This window comes from Acetobacter fallax (genome assembly GCF_011516735.1).
Classification (GTDB): Bacteria; Pseudomonadota; Alphaproteobacteria; order Acetobacterales; family Acetobacteraceae; genus Acetobacter; species Acetobacter fallax.
On sequence record NZ_WOSX01000047.1, the window covers coordinates 1 to 23,768 of the forward strand.

General features: G+C 55.5%; 17 protein-coding genes. 12 read left to right on the forward strand and 5 right to left on the reverse strand.

What is annotated here, in order from left to right; all coding sequences use genetic code 11:
• Positions 1 to 349 precede the first annotated feature (349 nt).
• Together hflX and GOB85_RS15900 are read left to right on the forward strand one after the other, a co-directional pair.
• Entirely contained in the window at positions 350 to 1,702 is a 1,353-nt protein-coding gene (gene hflX, locus GOB85_RS15895; protein ID WP_173578483.1) for a GTPase HflX, read from the forward strand.
• A gap of 366 nt (positions 1,703 to 2,068) precedes the next feature.
• Positions 2,069 to 3,787 (forward strand): DUF885 domain-containing protein, encoded by a 1,719-nt coding sequence (locus tag GOB85_RS15900; protein WP_173578484.1) that lies wholly within the window; start codon positions 2,069 to 2,071, stop codon positions 3,785 to 3,787.
• A 352-nt stretch (positions 3,788 to 4,139) separates the two neighbouring features.
• Here GOB85_RS15900 and GOB85_RS15905 read toward each other — a convergent pair whose 3' ends face one another.
• The gene (locus tag GOB85_RS15905) at positions 4,140 to 5,468 is read right to left on the reverse strand and encodes an FkbM family methyltransferase (RefSeq protein ID WP_173578485.1); all 1,329 of its coding nucleotides are present in this window, start codon (positions 5,466 to 5,468) and stop codon (positions 4,140 to 4,142) included.
• 185 nt (positions 5,469 to 5,653) lie between these two features.
• On the opposite strand from GOB85_RS15905, the gene GOB85_RS15910 reads away from it, so the two are divergent.
• Genes GOB85_RS15910 through GOB85_RS15920 form a run of 3 tightly spaced genes read left to right on the forward strand, consistent with a single transcriptional unit; the run spans position 5,654 to position 9,846 of the window.
• Positions 5,654 to 7,345, forward strand: coding sequence for a glycosyltransferase (locus GOB85_RS15910; protein WP_173578486.1), 1,692 nt, complete (start codon positions 5,654 to 5,656; stop codon positions 7,343 to 7,345).
• 4 nt (positions 7,346 to 7,349) lie between these two features.
• Positions 7,350 to 9,707 carry a glycosyltransferase family 4 protein gene (locus tag GOB85_RS15915; protein ID WP_173578487.1) on the forward strand — a complete coding sequence of 786 codons (2,358 nt, stop codon included), beginning with the start codon at positions 7,350 to 7,352 and terminating at the stop codon, positions 9,705 to 9,707.
• A complete protein-coding gene (locus GOB85_RS15920) occupies positions 9,700 to 9,846 on the forward strand; it encodes a hypothetical protein (RefSeq protein ID WP_173578488.1) in 147 nt (48 codons plus the stop codon). Before GOB85_RS15915 ends, GOB85_RS15920 begins: the two co-directional genes overlap by 8 nt.
• Positions 9,847 to 10,092: 246 nt before the next feature.
• On the opposite strand, the gene GOB85_RS15925 is transcribed toward GOB85_RS15920, so the two are convergent.
• Entirely contained in the window at positions 10,093 to 11,778 is a 1,686-nt protein-coding gene (locus tag GOB85_RS15925; RefSeq protein ID WP_198912228.1) for a long-chain-fatty-acid--CoA ligase, read from the reverse strand.
• Between the two features lie 25 nt (positions 11,779 to 11,803).
• A complete protein-coding gene (locus GOB85_RS15930) occupies positions 11,804 to 13,102 on the reverse strand; it encodes an OmpP1/FadL family transporter (protein ID WP_173578490.1) in 1,299 nt (432 codons plus the stop codon).
• A 307-nt stretch (positions 13,103 to 13,409) separates the two neighbouring features.
• Here GOB85_RS15930 and GOB85_RS15935 point away from each other — a divergent pair, with 307 nt between their 5' ends.
• The 5 genes from GOB85_RS15935 to GOB85_RS15955 all read left to right on the forward strand — a co-directional run bounded on the left by GOB85_RS15935 (position 13,410) and on the right by GOB85_RS15955 (position 19,812).
• Positions 13,410 to 14,546: a thiolase family protein gene (locus tag GOB85_RS15935; RefSeq protein ID WP_173578491.1), complete on the forward strand. Its 1,137-nt coding sequence runs from the start codon at positions 13,410 to 13,412 to the stop codon at positions 14,544 to 14,546.
• Positions 14,546 to 16,894 (forward strand): 3-hydroxyacyl-CoA dehydrogenase/enoyl-CoA hydratase family protein, encoded by a 2,349-nt coding sequence (locus tag GOB85_RS15940; RefSeq protein ID WP_173578492.1) that lies wholly within the window; start codon positions 14,546 to 14,548, stop codon positions 16,892 to 16,894. Before GOB85_RS15935 ends, GOB85_RS15940 begins: the two co-directional genes overlap by 1 nt.
• A gap of 18 nt (positions 16,895 to 16,912) precedes the next feature.
• A complete protein-coding gene (locus GOB85_RS15945) occupies positions 16,913 to 18,703 on the forward strand; it encodes an acyl-CoA dehydrogenase C-terminal domain-containing protein (RefSeq protein ID WP_173578493.1) in 1,791 nt (596 codons plus the stop codon).
• 23 nt (positions 18,704 to 18,726) lie between these two features.
• Positions 18,727 to 19,230, forward strand: coding sequence for a PaaI family thioesterase (locus GOB85_RS15950; RefSeq protein WP_173578494.1), 504 nt, complete (start codon positions 18,727 to 18,729; stop codon positions 19,228 to 19,230).
• Between the two features lie 177 nt (positions 19,231 to 19,407).
• Positions 19,408 to 19,812, forward strand: a complete 405-nt coding sequence (locus GOB85_RS15955) for a MerR family transcriptional regulator (protein ID WP_173578495.1) — start codon at positions 19,408 to 19,410, stop codon at positions 19,810 to 19,812.
• A gap of 49 nt (positions 19,813 to 19,861) precedes the next feature.
• Here the strand turns inward: GOB85_RS15955 and GOB85_RS15960 are convergent, their stop codons facing one another.
• Both GOB85_RS15960 and hrcA read right to left on the reverse strand, forming a co-directional pair.
• Positions 19,862 to 20,461, reverse strand: coding sequence for a hypothetical protein (locus GOB85_RS15960; protein ID WP_173578496.1), 600 nt, complete (start codon positions 20,459 to 20,461; stop codon positions 19,862 to 19,864).
• 204 nt (positions 20,462 to 20,665) lie between these two features.
• Positions 20,666 to 21,718 (reverse strand): heat-inducible transcriptional repressor HrcA, encoded by a 1,053-nt coding sequence (gene hrcA, locus GOB85_RS15965; RefSeq protein WP_194298812.1) that lies wholly within the window; start codon positions 21,716 to 21,718, stop codon positions 20,666 to 20,668.
• Positions 21,719 to 21,924: 206 nt separating this feature from the next.
• Between hrcA and rph the strand changes: the two genes are divergently transcribed.
• Both rph and rdgB read left to right on the forward strand, forming a co-directional pair.
• Entirely contained in the window at positions 21,925 to 22,653 is a 729-nt protein-coding gene (rph, locus tag GOB85_RS15970) for a ribonuclease PH (RefSeq protein WP_173578499.1), read from the forward strand.
• A complete protein-coding gene (gene rdgB / locus GOB85_RS15975; RefSeq protein WP_173578497.1) occupies positions 22,650 to 23,252 on the forward strand; it encodes an RdgB/HAM1 family non-canonical purine NTP pyrophosphatase in 603 nt (200 codons plus the stop codon). The genes rph and rdgB overlap by 4 nt, the downstream gene beginning before the upstream one ends.
• The last annotated feature ends 516 nt before the right edge of the window (positions 23,253 to 23,768 follow it).

Consider the following 23,768-nt stretch of genomic DNA (forward strand, 5'->3'; position numbering starts at 1 on the left):
CGCGCCATCCATGCTGGCCTCCAATCCAGCCAGATGGTTGAATCAGATTTCAGCCAATCTGGGTACCCATATTCCGATTCAGCCCAAAATCATCAGGCTCTAAGTGTTGGCACTTTCTCAGGGCTTTGCCCTGAAACCCACCAAAGGTCTCAGACCTTTGGAAACCACTTTATTATAAACAAATCGGCAAGCAGGGGCCTGCGGTCCCCGCCGGGTTCGGGCAAAGCCCGGCCTTCTTTATGACGGCCAGTTTTTATGCGGACTGCCATTAGACCGGACAAACACGGTCGATCCGGCCCGACAGATGCCGTTTCCGGATTTCGCCCCTGTTCGTGCTATATCGTGATCGATGGAAACCAGCCCCCCAATCCCGCTCGCCGTTCTCGTCGGCATCCAGACACCCGACGTCGATGACGTCGCACACGAAGCCAGCCTCGGAGAACTGGGGCGCCTGGTCAAAACACTCGGCTATGAAGTCGTCGGCTCGGTATCGCAAAAGCGTGAGGGCACCGGCGCCGCGTCAGTCCTTGGTGCCGGCAAGCTTGAGGAACTGGCGGCACTGACCGGCGGCAGCGGCGTCGTCACCTCCATGGCGACAGCCCCGATGACCAAAGCCAGACGACGGTTTGAAGGAACGGCCGAAAACAGCGAGCCGGTCAGGACCGCCCCCGACACCGCCCGCAAGCCCGAATTCGTCATCGTCGACCACGAACTCTCCCCCAGTCAGATCCGTAACCTTGAACGTGCCACCAGCGCCCAGGTGCTGGATCGCACCGGCGTCATCGTCGAGATCTTCCACCGCCACGCCAACACCCGTGAAGCAAAGTTGCAGGTGGAGATGGCGCGCCTGAAATATGTTGCCCCGCGCCTGAGAGAGTCTTCCGGCGGCGGCGGCAGACAACAGGGACCAGGCGCCGGCGAAAGCACCCTCTCCCTCGATCGCCGTAAAATCCGCGACCGGCTGGCGGAACTGAAAACCCAGCTCGAAGCAGTGCAACGTGACAGCGACCAGCGCCGTTCCGCCCGCCGCGACCAGCTACGCGTGGCGCTGGTTGGCTACACCAATGCCGGCAAATCCTCCCTGATGCGCGCCCTCACCGGTAGTCAGGTTCTGGTGCAGGACAAGCTTTTCGCCACGCTCGACACCACGGTTCGCACGTTACAACCCGAGACCCGACCCCGTGTGCTCATCTCCGACACCGTCGGCTTCATTAAGCAACTCCCCCACGATCTGGTGGCCTCGTTCCGCTCCACCCTCTCCGAAGCGCTGGAAGCCTCACTGCTGCTGTTTGTAGTCGACGCATCGGATCCAACCTGGGAAGCGCAACTCGAAGTCAGCCGCAGCGTGCTGCGTGAAATCAGCGCGGATACAGTCCCGTCCCGGCTTATTCTGAACAAGATGGACCGCATAGACGATGCCGGGCGCGCGGCCCTGATGGAAAAACATCCCGATGCCATCATGCTCTCCGCCCATACACCAGAGGATGTGAGTGCCTTGCGGGATACCATCATCGCGTTTTTCGAGGCCGAAATGGTGGACGACGTTCTGATGCTGCCTTACGCAAAACAGGGGCTGATCGGCGAGATCTATGAGAACGCGCGGGTCCTGTCCGAGGAGCATGACGAAACCGGCCGGGTGCTGAAAGTACGTGGCCTCCCCGGCGCAATAACACGATTGCAGCGCAGTCTCGCAGCGCACTGAGATCCCGGCGCAGGGTCAGGACGTCAGACTATCCGACGACACCCTGCCCGAACCCGGCAGGGACCACAGGCCCCTGCACTCCGATTGATTAATAATAAAATGATTTCCAAAGGCTCTGTTGTCGTTAAGTGCTGGTACCTTTTCAGGGCTTTGCCCTGGAACCCACCAAAGGTCACAGACCTTTGGAAACCGGCTTGTTTATCAACAGGTTGGGGTGACGGGGTCTGTGACCCCTTCCGGGTTCGGGCAGAGCCCGGTCCTCTGCTAATTATTTGAAAAATCACAGATCAGCGCGTAACGCTGACAGAACCTTCCCAAACCCTCGTCCGGTTTACGGACTCCTCCTGCCGTCATATCGTTACCGGCATGAAAAATCTCTCCTCCCGCGCAACCAGGCGCCTCCTCCTGGCCCTCACCGCAACGCTCGCAACAACAGCGGCCGCACACGCAGCCCCCACGCTCGACTCACTTGAAAAAGCCCATTTCGATGCCGACTGGGCCGCCAGCCCCGTCACGTCCACACTGCTCGGCATACATAACGCGGATGGTCGTCTGGATGACATGTCCGTCGCAACCATCAACGCCCAGACCGCCCGCCTGCACCGCGAGCGAGCAGCCCTGACCGCTCTGGACCTGTCAGCCCTGCCACAGCGCAGACAAAACGATCGCGACATCCTCGTGGCCGATATCGACAAGGAACTGATCGAAAACGAACGCGTCCAGTCCTTCCGACACAACCCCGACGTCTATATCAGCCTCGCCACCAACGCGCTGTACAGCCTTATCGACCGTGATTTCGCGCCTCTCTCCATCCGAATGAAAGACCTCATTTCCCGGGAAAACCAGATCCCCGCGATGCTGGCCACCGGTGAAAAGCAGCTCGATCAGGTTCCGACGATCTTTCTTGAAATATCAAAGGAGGACCTCGAAGGCGCCATCGTCTTTGTGCGGGATAACGTACCGGCCGCCTTCACGGACCTAAAAGACAAAGCCCTCCAGGCCCGCCTGAAAGCCAGCACAAAAACAACGCTCGCTGCCCTCGAAAAATTCCAGACCACGATCAGCGCCATCAAACCAGCCGGCACCTTCGTCCTCGGCGCCGATACCATCCGCGCCATGCTCGCAGCGGATCTGGTCGACGAGCCACTCGAAAAAATCATCGAAGCCGGACAAAAACAACTCAGACAGGATCAGGCCGCGTTCAGCGAAACAGCCCGCGCCATCGACCCTGCTCACCCGGATCAGGCCCTGGCAGAAGTCCGCAGGGACCATGTCGCAGCCACCGCCCTGAACCAGCTCGTCCGGGACCAGCTCACAGACGCGCAGAATTTCGTGACATCACACAACATCGCAACCCTGCCGAACACCACTCTGCCGGTCGTAACCGACACTCCGGGCTTTGAACGCTCCCTGATCACAGCAGCCACAGACTGGCCCGGTCCGTTCGAGACAAAAGCCACCACATCTTTTTATTACGTCACCCCTGTCGACCCGAAGCTGAGCCCGGCAAAAGCCGAAGAGTCGCTCGAAGACGACAACACAGCCTCCATGCTCAATATCACCGTGCATGAAGCCATGCCCGGCCATTTCGTCCAGGGCCTCTATCTGCGCGCCAACCCGGAATGGTCCCTGACCCGGAAAGGCGGCGCATCCTACGCCACCACCGAAGGCTGGGCGCATTACACCGAACAGATGATGATCGAGCAGGGCTTCCACGCAGGCGACGCCAGACTGCACCTCGCCCAGCTCCAGGACGCCCTGCTGCGTGACTGCCGCTTCCTCGCCTCTTTCGGCATGCATACCCAGGGCCTGTCCCTTGAAGACGCAACAAAGATGATGCAGCACGAGTGCTTCCAGTCCTCCGTCATGGCCTATAAAGAAGCCCGCCGCGGCACAGCCGACCCCGGGTACTATTCTTATCTGCTCGGCAAACTCATGATCCTGCACCTGCGCGAAGACATGAAGAAAACCCAGGGTAAGGACTTCTCACTTGAAAAGTTCCACGACACCCTCCTCAGCTCAGGCCTCGTCCCCATGAAAATCATCCGGCGCGAAATGACTGGAAAAGACGCGCCGATGCTCTGAAACTTTTCAGACGCCGGACTCTCCGGACTCCGGCGTTTCTCCGGCGCACCCGACATCATCAGGGAAAAACCCAGCCCGGTTTTCGCGTCACAGGCTGCTTTCCTCTTCTCGTGTGCCGGTCGCGGGACCTTATACCAGAAGGTCTGGCCTTTGACCTGTGTGAGCCCGGCAGGGGCGGGACTGGCAGGCTCTCAAAGGTCCGGAACAACCGTGGCACGTCCAGGACAGCAAATCGCAACACAAAGCCAATCGAGTCAGAGTCCACAGCAGATAGAAAGCTCCCGGAAAGGCAGCATCATCCGGGCTCTGTATAAACCGGTCATTCGTGTGAAATGACAAAATACTTCCAGTATCAGGATGTATTCTTTTTTACCAGTTTCTTCGCCATGAGCCCTGCCAGCCTTACCGGAGCCGTACAACGCCAGGATGTGCTCTGACGATATGCGTCTAACCAGCGACGCGCTTCCTGCACCTCCGCCTGCGCTACAATAGTTTCTTCATTTGCTTTACGGATCTTTTCCTGGACTTTTTGTATTTCATCCCGGAACGTATAACGATTCGCCTCTGCAATTGATTGCACATCTTTCAGGAAATTCAATTCTTTATTTATTCTATCATTTTCTTTGCTCAGAATGAGAATTTCATAATTTTTTCTTTCTATTATCTCCTGAGAATGCTTTTCCTGATTTTCCATTTTATTCGATTTTTCTTCTATCTGACTGATTTCAGATTTCAGTGCCACGATCATCGTGTCCCGTTCCCTGATAACATCATCCCCGCTGCAAATAATGCTTTGTGCTTCACGCAGAGCTTTTTCGGCTTCATCGCGCTCATGTTCTGTATCTTTTGATTTGTTTAATTTTTCTTCTATGTGACTGATTTCGGATTTCAGTGCCATGATCATCGTGTCCCGCTCCCTGACACCGTCATCCCGGTCACAAATCACAGTCTGTGCTTCATGCAGAGATCTTTCGGCCAGATCACGCTCATAACGAAACATGAAGGTAGTATTCTGTTCAAAATTATCAAAAACATTTGGCGGAATAGCCAGCCGGGCACTAAGGTCCTGATGCTCGTCCGAAACAAAATATCGGTTCAAACCATCAAACCATACTTCCTGATACCCTGATGCCAGCACCAGATCATCCCATTGAAGGCCACGTCCGCCGTTTCCGTCCGCAGGTATGGCCTCAATGACCAGAATCCAGGGACGAAAGCGGGTGAAGTCCATGCCAGACAGAACATCCCTCTCGGCGCCTTCAACATCTATCTTCAGAAAATGAATATCCCGACCTTTGAACGCCGCCAGAATATCTCTGAGCGGCCGAATATCAGTTCTGATTATTTCCTCTTTGCGGTCTGTTTTCCGCGCAATTTCTTTACTGATTGTGGACAGCCCCGGTGAATCCGGGAAGACATACAAATCCGTCTGCCCTTCTGCCGCTCCGGCCGCAATATTCAGGTTGGTATCGCGTGGCCTGTGTTTTTTTATTTCATGAAACAAAAATGGGACAGGCTCAATATTAATACCCGTCCATCCCTGATCGTAAAACCATTTGGTGATGGAATCTATTTCCGGATGGTGTGCGCCAACATCAACGTAAAAGCCATTACTTATCTCCTTCAGGCATCGCCAGAGGAGGATATCTTCAAAATTCTGAGCATAGGAAATCATTTTCATCAGTTATGTCCGTAATCCGGTCAGACTGACCCGGAACGTGACCGCAGATCGAAGAAAAGTCCACCCACCTTTCTTTTTTTAGTTTCCAGACTTTCACCAAAAATAAAATTGGAGACGAAATTTACTTTATATAAACTTTCTAAACCTTATGTAGTGCCAGGTTATCTGAAGGACTTCCTCCGTTCATGAGAATTCTGGTAGTCAGTAATTTTTTCCCTCCATTTGTTGTCGGAGGAGCAGAGATTGTCGCTGACAGGCATGCACGTGAGCTTCAGCGACGCGGACATGACGTATTTATTGTTGGTGGTCGTGTTCCTGCTCCCGGCTACCCTGCTGGCAGTATGGAACCGGAAGATCACAATGGGCTGCCAATCCAGCGTATTACGTTACGCTCACTCGATCCGGATCAGTCTTTTCGCTGGCCAGTTCTGACACGTCGTCTGATCTCTCTTATCCTCATGCACGACATTGAAGTCGTACACTTTCACAATATCATCGGTCTTGGTGCAGACTGCATTCAGGCCGTGAAAGAACTCGGTCTGCCCTGCGTGGTTACCCTGCATGATCACTGGGGATTTTGCCTGCGACAGAGTCTGCTTCGCGAAAACGGAACTCCCTGCAGGCATACAGAAGGGTGTTCCGTCTGTTTGCCCGGTTTTGTGTATGACGAAGACCGGCTGCCCGTTCGTCTGCGCCGTGACTACATCGCCTGGTGTCTTGAGCAGGCAGATCACCTGATCTCACCCAGCTCATATCTGGCAAAAGCCTATAACCGTGCCGGAATCGCTTCGGGTCGTATCCAGGTGCTGTCCAACGGGATTGATCTCGGCAATATTCCGCAACACGACTATTCTGCACAGAACGCAGGAAATCACCCCTTACGTTTTCTCTGCAGCGCCTATCTTGGCCCGCATAAAGGTATTGATGTCCTGCTGGAGGCTTTGAGTCTTCTGGCTGAAGATCCGGAGCTGACCGGACGGTGGGAGATGACCCTTGCCGGACAGGGGCCACTGCATCAGAAAGCGGAAAAGCTGGCTCTCCGGAAAAATATACCGCTTATTGTAACCGGTCATCTGCCGCGCAGACAGCTCTTGCAGGACATGGCCCGGTCGGATGTCGTAGTCCTACCCTCCGTCTGGCCGGAAAATGAACCTGTCACACTTCTTGAGGGTGGCGCGGCCGGAGCCGCGCTGCTGGTCTCACGCAGTGGCGGCGCTGCGGACATGGTGCAGGACGGAGACACAGGGCTGACCGTGCCTCCGGGAGATGCAAAAGCTCTTGCCCTGGCCATGCGCCGGTTCATTACCGAACCTGGTCTGGCGGCCCGTATGGGCGCCAAAAATCTGACACGCCGATCGCAATTTGACGAAACCAGAACCGTCACACAACTGGAGAATATCTACTCTGGCAAAACAGAGCCAGACACAACTGTCTCTCCACGGCCAGTCGTGATTCTGACGGGAGAAGGAACAGCTCCGGATGCAATTATCACGCTGACCGACCATCTGCACGACTACCTTACTCTTCCCGCTTCGTTTCGCCTTCTGCGCCATGACTGGGTAAATGCAGAGGCATGGGAAAACGCGCAGTTACTCTGGCTATGGAACGAAAAAAATGCTTTGCCGGTCGCGCTTAATGCCCTGAGGCGCAATATTCCCATTCTGGCGCCAGCAGGCATCGGGCTGGAGGACCGGATCAGAACCGGAGCCCCGGTTCTCCTGTATCGGACCCCGCTGGAAGCGCTCGCCCATCTTCAGATTCTTCTCGAGAAACCGGGCATACGTTCATATCTGGCCGATAATGCCTCGGTTGCAGCCGATGCCGTATGGAGCTCTCCGGGAGAGTCCTTCGCACTCCGGGCTGAGCAACTGGACTGAATTTATGCGTATTGAAATTGTCAACGAACGCCTTCTGCCACGCTTTGGGGTCGATCGTCTCTTAATCCTGCTGGCGAAACATCTGGTAGCTCAGGGCCACGAAGTTGGTTTCACCTGCCTGCACTGTGATCCGCGGCTTCCGGAAGGGATCGGAGAAGTAATCACTCTTACTATTCCGCCTGGACTGGACATGGCGGCCACGGAATATGAAGTAGCCCGTCTGATGCGTCGCCGCCTGGAAGAGCGGAAACCTGATGCCGTAGTCAGTGGTGGATGGCCATTTTTCCGGACAACGCGGGAGTGCGGCGAACGTGGCATTGCCAGCCTGTTTATTGATGCCGGCGCCACGGCGCAGGATGGCATGACCGGACCTGCACTTGTCATGCAGCGTGAACTGCGCCGTGTTCGGCAGATGGAGCTGCCCGGTACAGATCGCATTCTGCCAATCAGCCATTTCATCTGCAGAAGCCAGACATTTCCGGATCGCGGGCAGAAAGCCGGCGTCCGGACTGTCCTTCTGGGCAGCAACCACATGGATAATGCTCTGTTTCCATCAGGTGATCAGGACCCATCAGGCGAGGCTCTTCTCGCCCGGTTGCAAATGTTAAAAGATGCGGGATCACCTCTGATTCTTGCACTCGGACGGTTTGAGACCAGCGGATATAAAAATTCCGTTGCTGCTTACGACGTGCTCCGTCGTGTGCGACTGTCCGTGCCTCAGGTCAGGCTGCTGATTCTCGATGCAGGAGTTGACTGTCTTATACCACCCGACCTTGCGTCCTCCGTTATCCTTCTGGGGCAGCCGGACGACGCCACACTTCGTGCGGTAATGGAGATATGCGAGGTCGGACTGAGCCCATCTCTGTGGGAAGGCTTTAACTTCCCGATTGTCGAAATGCAGCATCTCAAGCGCCCGGCCCTGGCTTTCGCTCTCGGCGCACATCCGGAAGTGATCGCACATCCCTGGCTTTTGTGTGACAGCGTTGAAGATATGATCCGGAAAACAATCCGGATTCTGACCGATCTGGCCCCGACTGAACTGATGACCGCCTTAGAACGCAGCCATCATAAATTTCCCTGGCAGCGTACTCTTACGCAGTGGGAAGAAGAAATCCTGAGCGCTGTTGCGCATCACCGGTCCGGGAAACCAGAAGATGATCCGGCGCCCCGTATCATTCTGGCAGACGTGACCAATGCCAGCATTGATCCGGCCAACTCCGGTGTCATGCGCGTTACACGTCAGCTTTTTTCCTGTTTGCAGAAACAGGAAAATCTGAAGCTTGTTTTTGTTCGCTGGGATTCATGCGCTCATACCTATCGTCTTCTGAATGGAGATCAGAGAAAGGCCCTGGCATGTTATGGCGGACCGGTGGACCGGTTGTCTCTTCTGGCAGAGGCACAAAGCCTGGATCTGGAGGAAATGCTTCGTATGATCCGGACAGGAACAAAACCTCCTGTTCTGTTCACGCCAGAAGTCATTCTGGATGGAGCCGGTATGGAGCGTCTCGCCTGGGCGCGAGGGCGAAATATGATGACCAGCGCGATCCTGCATGACCTGATTCCAATTGAACACCCCGGATACTGCGATCGTCACGTTATTGCTGCTTTTCCGGCCTATCTGTCGGCTCTGCTACAGTATGATCATATCTGGAGTGTTTCTGATTACAGTGATTCCTGCCTCAAAAACTGGACTTCCCGCCATAATCTGCCTCTGCGTGCTACAATCAGAACGTTGTGGCTGGCAGGACAATTTGGCTCTTCCGCACGCATCACAACTCCCCCGAAACGACTCAACAGCGAAATCAGAGTGCTCTGTGTTTCAACCCTGGAGCCGCGCAAAAATCACGTTTCGCTTCTCGCTGCCTGGCGCCGTTTACGTCGGCATCGGCCAGATCTGAAAATCAGGCTGACACTGGTCGGTAATCATTACGCCGGAGCACCCGGAATTTTCGAAGCCATTCAGGATGCCGTCGATGAAGACTCATCAATTGAATATAAAGGCGTTCTGAGCGATCAGGATCTTCTGGACACCTATGAAGCATGCGATTTTACGATTTATCCTTCTCTGGTTGAAGGATTTGGTCTGCCGATACTGGAAAGTCTCTGGCTGGGCCGCCCCTGCATCACACATAAAGCTGGCGTCATGGCTGAACTGGCATCATCAGGCGCCTGCCTTAGTGCCGATATGCAGGATCCGGAGCAGATTGAAAATGTGCTTGAGCGTCTGGCCACGGATGCAGAACTTCTCAGCCAGATGACAGAAAAATCCTCCACAAGAAAAATCTCTACCTGGCGGGACTACGCCATACAGATTGGGTACGACCTGTCCTGCCTTAAAACAAGGGAGAAAACCATTGCCTGAATACGACGCTCGCAGTCTTGTTGCTGAACTGGCCAGGGAACAGACTTACTGGCTGCGTCGCAACAGACCTGACCTTGAAGAGCTTTTTTTACAAAAAGAAGAAACTCATAATTCAGAATCCGAAAACCCTGATAAATAATTATTGTATCCCGCACTCTGACAAATCCGAGCGAAACTCCATTGACCTTCGCCATCACTGCTCGTTTGATATCCTTATATCCATGATCGACATAAGCAAAATTAAACCCTCATTCCGGGCAGCATGAATAAAACCTGTCATGACTCCTTCATCACGACAGCAATGACCATAACAGAAAGCTCATCCATCCCATTCAACGAATAGCCTGACACAATCCGCCCCACAGATCATACCACTACCGGATACCTATGCCTCCTCTGCCATCGGCGACAGATTGCTGTGAAGATTTTCCTGAGCGATAAGATCCTTGCGTGACAGCTTGCCGATCAGCGTCTTTGGCAACATCTCCCGGAATACAACCTGACGAGGTCTCTCTATTTTCGAAACATACTGACCAATATGATCGAGCAGCTCCCGTTCCGTCACCGCCACTCCTTCCTTCAGTGTTACAAATGCCTTCGGTGCCTGCCCACGGTATTCATCAGGTACACCGATGACCAATGCCTCCAGAACTGCCGGATGACGATATAACGCCTCCTCAATCACATGCGGATAGACGTTGTAGCCACCACAAAGAATAATGTCTTTCAGACGATCGACCAGATAAAGATAACCATCGTCATCCAGATATCCAACATCACCCGTCCGAAGAAATCCATCCTCGGTAAAGGGATTTTCAAGAGACTGACCGCCCCAGTAACCCGGCATCACCTGCGGTCCACGCACACACACCTCACCAGACTGCCCACTGGAAAGTGTGTGGTGCGGCGGTGAAATATCCCGAATCTGTAACTCTGTTCCCGCAACCGGAAGGCCGCACGATCCGTCACGTGCGTTATCCAGCGGATTAAACGTAAGCACCGGCGACGTCTCACTCAGGCCATACCCTTCAATCACCGGGCAATGCGCGGTTTCCTCAAACTGTTTACGCAGGGCGACAGGAAGCGGCGCACCACCGGAAATAACCGCCGTCATATGAGCAAAACACTCTGGCCTGATGTCTTTCTGCCGAAGCAATGCCGTCAGAATAGTCGGCACAGCAGGAAAGATCGTCACCTTGTTATGAAGAAGCGTTTCCAGCGTCGCCCGCGCATCAAAACGCGGCAGCAGCACCATCATACCCATCCGGTCAACCGACAGAAGCATGACAGTCATCATGGCGAACACATGAAACAGGGGAAGCACACCAAGAATCACCTGAGGCCCGTCCAGAGCACCCTCAATTCGTTCGCCAATCTGCGCGAGATTTGCCAGAAGATTACCATGCGTCAGCATCGCTGCCTTAGGCGTCCCGGTCGTGCCTCCGGTAAACTGCAGAACAGCGACATCCTTCAGCGGGTCCAGAGCAACCGGCTTCGGAAGCCCTCTGGTCACAACGAGCTTGTGAAACGTGATAAGACGAGGGTCCTGTTCAAAACGCACCAGTTCACGTGACTTAAAAGCCCTGAACAAAAACGATTTTCCCCATGGAAGCGCTTCCGTGAAAGGACAGACGATGATGTGATGGATCGGACAATTCCGTGTTGCGGCAATCGCTGGCGTCGCAATCATCGCCAGATCCGTAACCGCGAGAACAGACACACCGGACGTCAGAAGAATCTGGTGAATTTCATGTTCAACATAAAGCGGATTGATATTGACAACGATCGCTCCGATACGCTGTGCCGCAAAAAACAGTATAACAGAATAAGGCGTATTCGGCAGACACAGACCGATACGATCTCCTTTTTTCATACCGGCTTCCTGCAACCCGGCCGCCGCATGGTCTGCCGCGTGAAACAGATCCCGATACGTCGTACGCCTGCCAAGAAAATCAATCGCCGCGGCATCGGGGCACTGTGCCGCAGCACGCGCAAGAAGACCGGACAGGGTCTGACCGGGTACGCCCGGCTTCAGATCAGTCGTAAAACGATGTTCCGTAAAACTATCCATATCGAGACCCTTTCGGGCAGCGGCATCAGAAATGCGATCTGATCCCGAAACCGACGACATTTGCATGGTTGTTGTAAACACCGACAATCTGTCCCGCCGTCGCAGAAGACGAGCTGTTGATGTGTCCCGCTGGGAAAAACAGATGCGCGAAGGAAAGTTCCATTGTCAGTTGCCTGACCGGGGAATATTCAGCCCCAAATCCCAGAGTATAGCGGCTCGCATCCGGAGCCCGGGTGAACCGCGACTCAGTTCCCGAAGGACTCTGATCGTAGCTGAAGCCGCTGCGTAATGTGACCTGCCGCAAAATACGATAAGAGGCACTGACTCCGCCAAACCAGGAGTTATGCCACCCGACAGGAATGGATGTATTCAGCCCGTTATGATCTGAAATCGCATTTAGCCCCTGCAACAATGACCAGTGCGTCCATTCACCCTGAAGCATCAGCGTCCAGCGTGACGAAAGTTTTCTTGTCACTCCGACAGAAACAGAATCAGGGAGTGTCACCTGCATTTTTGAATGACCGCTCTCGGCAGCAAGAAGTCCGTTGACCTGAGGCTGAGCAGCCGCAAGGGAGAGGGGCGGTGCAAATTTCAGCTTTGTGGCTACCGGAAACGACATACGTGAACGATAGGTAACACCGATCTGAGTCTTGTTATCCAGGCGATAAATCGCACCGGCGGAATAGCCAAATCCAAATCCATTCCCGGCAAGACTGGCATTTGTTGGACCGTAAGCATTCAGCGCACCCAGATTGGCTGTCTCAGTGAAGCGACCCTGAAGGAAGCCAAAACGTGGACCGACCCCCAGCACCAGACGCGGCGTTACTTTGTAAGAAACAGCCAGGTCCAGTTCATACCCGGTAATGGACGTTACAAGACTTTGATACCGGCCAACCCAGTTCTCCGGATAATTCATCCGCAGACCCCATGGTGTCGTTCCGGCATAACCGACCGCCCAGCGATCATTAATTTTCCAGACACCATAGCCTGCGGCTGTAGCGCCGGCACTGATATTCTTATTGCCACTGGTCCCGGAAGTCGTAGTACCCTGACCGAGGTAGTTTTGCCCTGAAAATCGTGCACTCGGACCAATATAAAAAGCATTGCCTTCGATTTCACTGTATTCGAGCAGCGACATCCCGGCAGGATTGAGGAGCACGGTCGAGGCGTCAGTTGCGCGACTGACACCCCCAACATACGCACTGGCAACGGATGTCGCATCGGTCTCTCTGAGAGCAATGCCGGAAGCGAAGGCCGCGCAGGGCGGGAAAAAGACCAGAGTGGCCGCGGTCCCAAACGCCGCCGCAGTCGGGAAATGTTTCATTGTTTTTTTCCTTCCCGATACCCGGCTCCCATAGAGCCGACCGGCGGGTAGTCACCTTCTTTTGGGTGACGTTAACGGAATACCACATGGAGAAATAACGAACACGATGCAACAAAGTCATGCATAAACCGTTCGTTTTTCGGTCACATAATCTTGATTAAAACACAATTATCAAGGAATCGTGCGCGATAAAGAAAACATATCTACATATCATTTATGCGTGCTATGAATGTCGTAGTTTACGTATACGTCATCCAAAGCAGACAATAAAATCGGGGTGGCGATGGATGCAAAGGAGGTCTCGCACATGAGTTCAGTCGTCATTGCAGGATATGTCAGGTCGCCGTTCCAGCCAGCCCGCAAGGGTGAACTTGTGCGAACCCGCCCGGATGATCTCGCTGCTCAGGTCGTCCGCGCGCTCGTCGAACGCACAGGCGTACAGGCCACGGACATAGAGGATCTGATCCTTGGCTGTGCTTTCCCCGAAGGCGAACAGGGTATCAATATCGGTCGCATCGTCAGCATTCTCGCTGATCTCCCGCTGTCGGTTGCCGGAATGACGGTCAATCGCTTCTGCGGCTCATCCATGCAATCCGTTCACATTGCGGCAGGCGCCATTCAGATGGGCGCGGGTGAGGCTTTTATCTGTGCCGGCGTCGAAAGCATGACCCGCGTGCCGATGGGTGGCTTCAACCCGATGCCCAATCCGGGACTCTATAAAAAACGACCAGGCGTTTACATGGATATGGGCATCACCGCTGAAAACGTCGCAAAGAAATACGAAATCACCCGGGACCAGCAGGAACAGTTTGCCCTCCGGAGCCAGAATCGCACCCGTGACGCCATCAGCGCAGGCCGTCTTTCCGATGAAATCGTATCCATCCCAACGCCGAATGGCGCCGTCACAAAAGATGGCTGCCCACGCCCTGAAACCACCGCTGAAGGCCTCGCCGGCCTCAGACCGGCCTTCGATGCCGCAGGCACCGTCACCGCAGGCACGTCGTCGCCTCTTACGGATGGCGCCGCCGCTGTGCTGATCTGCTCGGAAGACTACGCGGACCGCAACGGGCTTGAGAAAATGGCACGTATCCGATCCATCGCGGTTTCGGGTTGTGAACCAGAAATTATGGGCATCGGCCCCGTGCAGGCAACCCGTAAAGCCCTGGCGCGCGCCGGAATCGGTATCGAAGACCTGGGCGTTGTCGAACTGAACGAGGCTTTTGCGTCCCAGTCCCTCGCCTGCATCCGCGAACTCGGCCTGCGTGACGACATCATAAACATCGACGGGGGCGCCATAGCCCTCGGACACCCTCTGGGTGCCACCGGCGCCCGCATCACCGGCAAGGCCGCCCAGCTTCTGAAACGCGAAAATGCGCGTTACGCACTCGCAACACAATGCATTGGCGGTGGCCAGGGTATCGCCACCATCATGGAGCGGATCTGATGGACCAGACCGTAAACCACCGTACGGGACCAGACGACAGTCCCGCATTCTCCCGCGTCTGCGTGGTGGGCGCAGGTGTCATGGGTGCTGCTATCGCGGCCCATATCGCTAACGCAGGCATCCCGGTTCTGCTACTCGACCGCGTCGAGGGTGAAGACCGCAGCAGTCTCGCGAAAGGGGCCATCGCGCGAATGCTCAGAACCGAGCCCGCACCGTTCATGGACCCGGCCGCCGCAAAACTCATTCAACCCGGCAATATCGAAGACAATCTCGATGCTGTTTCCGAATGCGACTGGATCATCGAGGCCATCATCGAACGCCCGGATCTGAAACAGGCACTTTATAAACGGCTGGACACCGTGCGTCGTCCCGGCACCCCGATCAGTTCTAATACGTCCACGATTCCACTTGTATTCCTGACGGCGAATATGCCGGAAACTTTCAGGCGTGATTTTCTCATCACGCATTTCTTTAACCCACCCCGCTATATGCGGCTGCTCGAACTCGTCCGGGGCCCTGAGACGGATCATGCTCATGTCACCAGACTCACGACGTTCTGTGACCGCAATCTCGGAAAAACTATCGTAAACGCCAAAGACACACCAGGTTTCATTGCAAACAGGATTGGCACCTTCTGGATGCTTGTCGCCGTGAAAACCGCTATTGAAAGCGGCCTCACCGTCGAGCAGGTCGATGCTGTCATCGGGCGCCCCTTCGGCATTCCGAAAACCGGTGTTTTCGGACTGATCGATCTCGTCGGGGTCGATCTCATGCCGCATATCAATGCCAGCATGAAGGCCACACTGCCAGAAAACGATCGCTACCGCCTTTTTTCTGACGACATCGCCCTGATCGGAAAAATGATCGAAGCCGGCAATACAGGCAGAAAAGGCAACGGCGGATTCTATCGTCTGAATCGTAAAGGTTCCGACAAATTCAAAGAGTCCATCGACCTGACAACAGGAGCATATGCCCTTTCCGAACGCTTCTCTCTGCCTTCACATGTAAAGCGTGCCGAAGATCTGATGACCTCACCCGACAAGCTCGGTGTCTACGCACGCCGTGTCATGGGTGAGACACTGGCTTATGCCGCATCGCTCGTGCCGGAGATTTCCGATGATATCATCGGTATCGATAAAGCCATGGAACTTGGATTTAACTGGAAGAAAGGACCTTTTGCGCTGATCGATCAGATTGGCCCCTCCCGTTTCGCAGCACTTTTACAGACACAGGATATTCCGGTTCCGCAAATAGTTGAAAAGGTTGGTTCAGGAAAATTCTATGAATATCATGAGGATGTTCTGAACGCTTTTACTCCTGAAGAAAGCTATAAACCTGTTCCACGTGCCGAAGGCATCCTGTTACTGGAAGATATTCGCAAGCGTGGTAAACCTGTCCTCTCGAACAAATCGGGTGCATTGTGGGATATAGGCGACGGTGTCGCCTGCTTTGAAATCACCACAAAAATGAACACATTCGATGAGAATGTTCTTTCCATTCTTGAAGAAGCCATCGGACACGTAAAAAATAGCTTTCGCGCGCTTGTTCTCCACACCGATGCGGATAATTTCTCCGCGGGCGCCAATATCGGGCTGGCGCTTTTTGCAGCCAACATGGCCGCCTGGGGCGAGACCCAGAAACTGGTTCAAAAGGGCCAGAAGGTGCTCAAAGCCCTGAAATACGCCCCCTTCCCCGTGGTCGCGGCTCCCGCCGGCCTGGCCCTCGGGGGTGGCTGCGAACTCATCCTGCATGCCGATGTCGTTCAGGCCCATGCCGAACTTTACACCGGACTTGTAGAATGTGGTGTCGGTCTGATTCCCGGCTGGGGTGGGTGCGGTGAAATGCTGCTACGTCTCCGGGCCGATCCTCGTACCCCGCATGGCCCGATACCCGCTACCCGCGAGGTTTTTGAGATGATCGCCATGGCCCGTGTCTCGAAATCTGCCGCTGAAGCAAAACGGATGCACATTCTGCGGAAATCAGATGGCATTACCATGAACCGCGACCGCGTTCTGGCCGACGCCAAAGCCCGTGCGCTCGCGATGATCGAGGGATACATCCCCCCCGAACAGCCGGAATTTCATGTCTCAGGCGCTTCCGGTCGCACGGCGTTCATCATGGCAATCGACGGGATGGCAAAACAGGGTCTCGCAACACCCCACGACCGTGTCGTATCCGGTGAGCTTGCCACGGTTCTGACCGGAAACGGTCATGACGTGACAGAAATCGTCAGTGAAAAGCAAATGATGGATCTCGAAAGCGCTTCCTTCATGCGTCTGATCCGCACGAGCCCGACACTCGACCGGATCGAGCATATGCTCGAAACCGGCAAACCCCTCAGAAACTGAACGAAGGGGATCCAGGACATGCAAACCTACACACCACCACTCCGCGACATGAAATTTGTTCTGAATGAACTTCATGATTTCTCCCGCCTGACGAAACTGGACGCTTTCTCCAGCATTGATGCAGACCTTACGGAAACAGTCCTTGAGGAAGCAGGAAAATTCGTCACCGAAGTACTCCTGCCACTGAACGCGATCGGTGACCGGGAAGGCTGCCACCTCGAAAACGGTGTCGTCCGCACGCCGGCCGGCTTCAGAGAAGCCTACGCAATGTTCTGCGAAGCGGGCTGGTCTTCAGTGACAGGGCTACCTGAATACGGCGGTCAGGGTCTGCCGGAAAGTATCGGCATGCTGATCTCGGAGATGATCTGCTCGGCCAATCTGTCTTTCGGTCTCTACCCGGGTCTGACCAATGGTGCGATGACGGCTCTGCGGAAATACGGATCGGAGGAACTGAAATCTCTCTATCTGCCAAAAATGATCGACGGCACCTGGTCCGCCAGCATGTGCCTTACCGAATCTCAGTGCGGCACGGATCTGGGGCTGGTCCGAACCCGTGCGGTCCCTGCCGATGACGGCTCATGGCGCCTCACCGGATCAAAAATCTTCATCTCCGCCGGCGAGCATGACCTGACAGAAAACATCATCCATCTCGTTCTGGCCCGACTGCCCGACGCACCCAAAGGAATCAAAGGGATCAGCCTGTTTCTTGTGCCGAAGTTTCTGCTCCATGACGACGGAACCATCGGCACCCGCAATGGCGTGATCTGCACGGCTCTTGAACACAAGATGGGAATTAAAGGATCTGCGACCTGCCAGCTCAGTTTCGACGATGCAAAAGGCTGGCTCGTGGGACAGGTCCATAAAGGCATGCAGGCGATGTTTGCCATGATGAACAACGAGCGCCTCGGCGTCGGCATCCAGGGGCTTGGCATCGCGGAAGTGTCGTATCAGAGCGCGGTGGCCTATGCAAAAGATCGTCTGCAGGGCAGGTCGCTTGCCGGCGCAAAATATCCGGAACTCCCCGCTGATCCGATCATCGTCCACCCGGATGTCCGACGTATGCTGATGACGATGCGTGTCATTGCCGAAGGCTGCCGGGCACTCGGCGCCTGGGTCGCTGGCGAGCTCGACATTGCCGAACACAGTACAAACGAACAGGAACGCCGTGACGCCGAAGATGTCGTCGCACTGATGACACCGGTCGTCAAAGCCCTGTTCACGGATCTTGGCAGCGACGCCGCCAACCTTGCCGTGCAAACCTATGGTGGCCACGGCTACATCGTGGATCACGGCGTCGAGCAATATGTTCGCGATTCCCGTATTGCGATGATCTATGAAGGCACAAACGGCATACAGGCCCTCGATCTCGTCGGTCGCAAGCTCCCCGCGCATATGGGCCGCAATCTTCGCGGCCTGTTCCACCCCATCGCAAACTTCATCGAAGAACACAAAACCAGTCCTGTTCCAGGCAAAATGACGGAGAATCTCGAACGTGCCTTCGGTGCCCTGCAACTGGCGACCGGACTGATCGCCCGGCGTGGCATGAACGACCCGGAAGAAGCCGCCGCCGCCGCAACGGATTATCTGCGCCTGACAGGACTGGTGGCACAGGCCTGGCTCTGGGCCCGCACCGTCATCATCGCCACGCCGAAAGCAGATGCAGACGGTCCCGACAAAGCCTTCTACACCGCCAAACTCAGTTCAGCGCAGTTTTTCTATGATCGTATCCTTCCCGACACAGCCGCCCTGTATCTGAAGATAAAATCGGGAAAAGCATCAATGATGAGCCTGCCGGAAGACGGATTCTGATCATTTCAAGGAGGATCGCTCTCATGCCCCCCGCCACGGGTCATTTCGAATCATCATCTCCGGAACGGGATGATTTCATACCAATCCCGGTCTTTGACGCATCCGGTTTCGATACCCTCACCGGTTCATTCAAAGTCCGGGACGAACACGGACGACTTGTGGCCGGTTTCCAGGTGGAACCACGACATTGCAACCATACAGGCACATGTCATGGCGGAATGCTTGCTACAATCTGCGATGGCTATATGGCGGTAGCGGCCATGTACGAACACGATCTGCAGGTCCCCATTCTTCCGACCATGTCTCTGACTGTCGATTTTCTCGCCCCGGGTCGGGTCGGGGCATGGGTTGAATTCCGTGCCGATGTGCTGCGTGTGACCCGTAACGCGGTCTTCGTGCAGGGGCTTGGCCGGGTCGGCAACGACCCCATTGTCCGGGCGAGCGGCGTCTTCAAACGTCCCGCACCAAACCCGGACGGGCTCGACGCCGGACGGGAGTTGCGCAGATTTTTGCGAAAACCGGAATGAGGGTACTCACCATGAAACCCGAGCACGAGGCGGCGTTTCAGATCGCACAGGGCTGACATCACTGGAAGACCATGCAGAACTCTCTATATCTGAGGTCAGTTGATGCACTGACCACTCTCAATCATGACACGTATCGGGATACCCGACATGTGTCCGCGTGCAGGTAAGGAACCTTTTATGTCCACCGCCGGGAGCAATCCTGACAGCCGTCTTTTCTCTGTCACCGAACTCTCACGGGAACTGGGCATAACGCCGCGCTCGCTGCGATTTTACGAGGATAAAGGCCTCATCATGCCAGCGCGCGCCGGCACCACACGTGTCTACTCCGCCCGGGATCGCGCACGCATCAAACTCATCATCCGCGGCAAGCACCTTGGTTTCCATCTTCGTGACATTAAGGACTATCTGGATCTTTACGATGCAGATCCCAAGCATAACGCACAGAAAATGCTGCTGCTCAAAAAGGTACAAAAGCGCATGCGCGAACTGAATGCCATGAACGCCGCCATCGCCGCCACGCTTTCCGATCTAGAACACATCCAGCAGGCTCTCCTGGAGTCCTTTGATCAGAAAGCCGGATAACTGCTTCCTGATTTATCAATTCGCAAAAACAACCCTGATTCCATCCGTTTCAGGGCACAGCCCATGGCTCCAGAACGGCCTGATGTCGCGGCATCCGAAAAGGATGATCGGAGTTGGTCGTCAGGCCCTCATCAGAGATAAAATTCTTTCTGATGACCGTTTCGGTTCCGTCAATATGAATGCGACCTGACGTTATCCCCGGACCAGCCGGCACATGGCGCGAATGACCATAATATGGTCCCGTTCCGGCCACTCCTGATGTATACCATGAAATATCAAGTAAAATTCGCCAATTTCCGGCAGGAACATTTCTGAATGTATAAATACATCCAGGTTCCGCAGACGCATGACGAATATATTGCCGGGCATCACTGCTGATGTCTTCGGCGAAATGCGAGCCGGATGTCTGAACCCGATACCACGCGTCAAAATACTTCGTATCAGGGAAAATCATCCCGTCATGGGCGGACTCACAATCCCTCCCGCCAGGGTAAAGACTGTTGCGTGCCTGCCCATGCAGAATGAGAGTTGTCGCTCCCTTCTCAAGAGACCACTGCACCTCAGCCGGGCTGAAGACTTCATGTATTTTCGGTCCGCAGGACACAAGAAACACACACAATGTCAGCAGGATGATTTTCAACGCAGTCATTCCCGAAATTCCGCCAGACAGTATTCATCAGACGCACAACGCACCCGGCCGCTTCGGGATTTCTGAAACAGGCAACCGGGTTTATTTCAATATTTTACCCCTGATACCAGAGGCTGTGACGATGAACCTGCCCGATGAAAGTATCCGGACTCAGCCCGGACCTGGCAGGGACCGCAGGCCCCTGCGAATGTTCCCCGCTGACCACTACCCAAGTATCTGCCCGATGATACGCGCCGTATAGTCGATCACAGGGATGATTTTCCCGTAATTGATACGTGTTGGCCCGATAACACCGATCGCGCCAACAATACGGTTGGATTCATTACGAGCAGGCGCAACCACCATCGACATGCCCGAAACACCAAACAGACCACTTTCAGCGCCTATAAAGATCCGCACACCATCCGAATCTTCAGCGAGTTCCAGAAGCCGCAGCATAGCATCATGTTTTTCAAGACGCTCAAACAGCATCTGAATGGTCGAAAGACGCTCAATTTCAGTCACATCCGTCAGGAGATGACCCTGTCCGCGAATAATGAGCGTGCCGCTGCGCCCCTCATCACTCCAGGTCGCCAGTCCGCTTGCAACAACCACAGCCGCAAGCTGATCGAGCTCCGTCTGATCGGCGCCCATCTCCTGATCGACCTGTGTCCTGAGTTCCGCAAGCGTCCGGCCCGTCAGACGCGCATTCAGATAATTCGCGGCTTCATTAAGCGTAGAGGGCGGCATCCCCACAGGCGTTTCAATAACGCGATTTTCAACCTGGCCATCAGACCCGACGAGGATAACAAGGGCACGATTACCGCCAAGAGCCACAAACTCGATATGCTTGACGGTCCCCTCGGTTTTTGGCGCGAGAACAAGACTGGCCGCCTGAGACAAACCGGACAGCATCATTGACGCTTCGGCGAGTGTGTCTTCGAGAGATCGTCCACGCGCCTCAAGCGAGGTCGCTATGGATTCACGCTCGCTTTCAGTCAGACTGCCGAACTGAAGCATGCCGTCCACAAACAGACGCAACCCCTTCTCGGTCGGAAGCCGCCCGGCAGAAGTATGAGGAGAAAACAGAAAGCCGGCCTCCGTCAGATCCGCCATCACATTGCGGATCGTCGCCGGCGACAGGCCCACGGGAAGCCTGTGCGCAAGCGTGCGGCTGCCCACGGGGCCGCCTGTTTCCAGGTAATGCTCCACCAGTTCACGCAGGATCGTCGCCGAACGCGTGCTCAGGCTCCCTGTCAGAACTCCCGGTCCAGGCAGAAGACCAAAGTCCCTGAGCGATTTTTCCTTACTGCTGGTTATCGTCGTAGCCCCTGAGTTGCTGGCGGTTCCGTCTCCTGACTGTGGGCATGACAGCAGCACCTGACAAGAGGGCACCGGGTGGTCAGAGCCGGACGGGCGGGCTATGGAGCCCGGCAGTCCTCGCGTGCTCCGCCACGCCCGCCTTCACATCAGGGATATTGCTCATGCGTCCTTCCGGTCGTGCCAATGATGCCATGCGATCCGTCAGCATCGAAACCGGCTTTGCCCGTCACGCCGAAGGATCGGCACTGATCCGCGTGGGCGGCACCGAAGTGCTCTGCGTCGCCAGCGTCGAGCAACGCGTGCCCCCTTTTCTAAAAGGTAAGGGCACAGGCTGGATTACCGCCGAATACGGCATGCTGCCACGCGCCACACACACCCGTGGAAGCCGTGAAGCCGCGAAGGGAAAGCAGTCAGGCCGCACACAGGAAATCCAGCGCCTCATCGGTCGGTCACTGCGCGCCGTGACAGATCTTGCAGCGCTGGGCGAGATGAGCGTCACGCTCGACTGTGACGTTCTCAACGCGGATGGCGGAACCCGCTGTGCCTCCATCACCGGCGCATGGGTCGCGCTGCGCCTCGCACTCGGCAAGCTTCAGCGGGGACGCGTGCTGAAGTCGATCCCCCTGACGGGTCAGGTCGCGGCCGTATCCTGCGGACTGACGGGAGAAGGTGCGGTTCTCGATCTCGATTATATCGAGGACAGTTCGGCCATCGCCGACACAAATTTCGTGCTGACCGCCGATAACGGGATCGTCGAAATTCAGGGCACAGCAGAAGAAAAACCGTTTTCAGAAAACGAGTTCTTCGTCCTGCTCGGACTGGCCAAATGCGGCATAAAAGACCTGTTCGCAGCACAGAATGCCGCCATCACCGTCGCAGAGGCATCATGAGCACAATCCTGCCACTGGTCCGGGGCAGCCGCCTCGTCCTGGCCAGTCACAACAAAGGCAAACTGGCTGAATTCTCCACGCTGCTCGATGGCTACGGCATCACCGTGGTCTCAGCCGGTGAACTCGGACTCCCGGAACCGGAAGAAACAGCGACAACCTTTACCGGCAACGCTGAACTGAAAGCTCTGGCAGCAGCGAAAGCGGCAAAAATCCCGGCGCTTTCAGACGATTCCGGCCTTTGCGTTTCGGCGCTGGATGGGGCACCCGGAATCTATTCGGCGCGCTGGGCAGGCCCGGATAAAGACTTCGCAAACGCCATGCAGCGCATCGAAGACGGCATCGGCGGGAACGAACGGACTGCGTGGTTCATCTGCGTGCTGTGCCTGGCCTTTCCGGATGGCACCACCCACTGCTTTGAAGGCCGCATCGACGGTACCATCGCCCCGGCCCCACGCGGCCAGGAGGGACACGGCTACGACCCCATCTTCGTGCCAGCCGACGAGACCCGAACATTCGCGGAAATGACCGACGCGGAGAAGAACAGAATCAGTCACCGGGCCCGGGCCTTCGAAGCATTCCGCGCCACCTGCCTGGCCTGAAAGAAACTCTCCGACGACGAAAAACGCGACAGGGTCCTCCGTGTCGCCGGGTGCCCCGCTGGCCCTGCCACGCTCCGGCCTGTCGGAGCCCCGGCGCATACCAGAACCTGTTCTGTCTCTGCGGTTGCCACTAAAAATAACGTACCGGCACGCCCGTACGCTGATGCACATTCTCCCGCAGAAACGTCAGCCGCCATCCATGCGGACCGCGCTGTCGTGCCAGAGACCTGCAACGTCGTGCAGATCATCCCGACTGGCAGAACTCAACTCCCTGATGCACTCCCAGGACTCTCCCCGGACCCGGCAGGGACTCCACGCCCCCGCACCCCGATTGATCAATAATAAAATGGTTTCCAAAGGTCTGTGACCTTTTGCAGGTTCAGGGCAGCAAAGCCCTGGGAAGAAGCCAACACTTAGAGCCTGATGATTTTGGGCTGAATCGGAATATGGGTACCCAGATTGGCTGAAATCTGATTCAACCATCTGGCTGGATTGGAGGCCAGCATGGATGGCGCG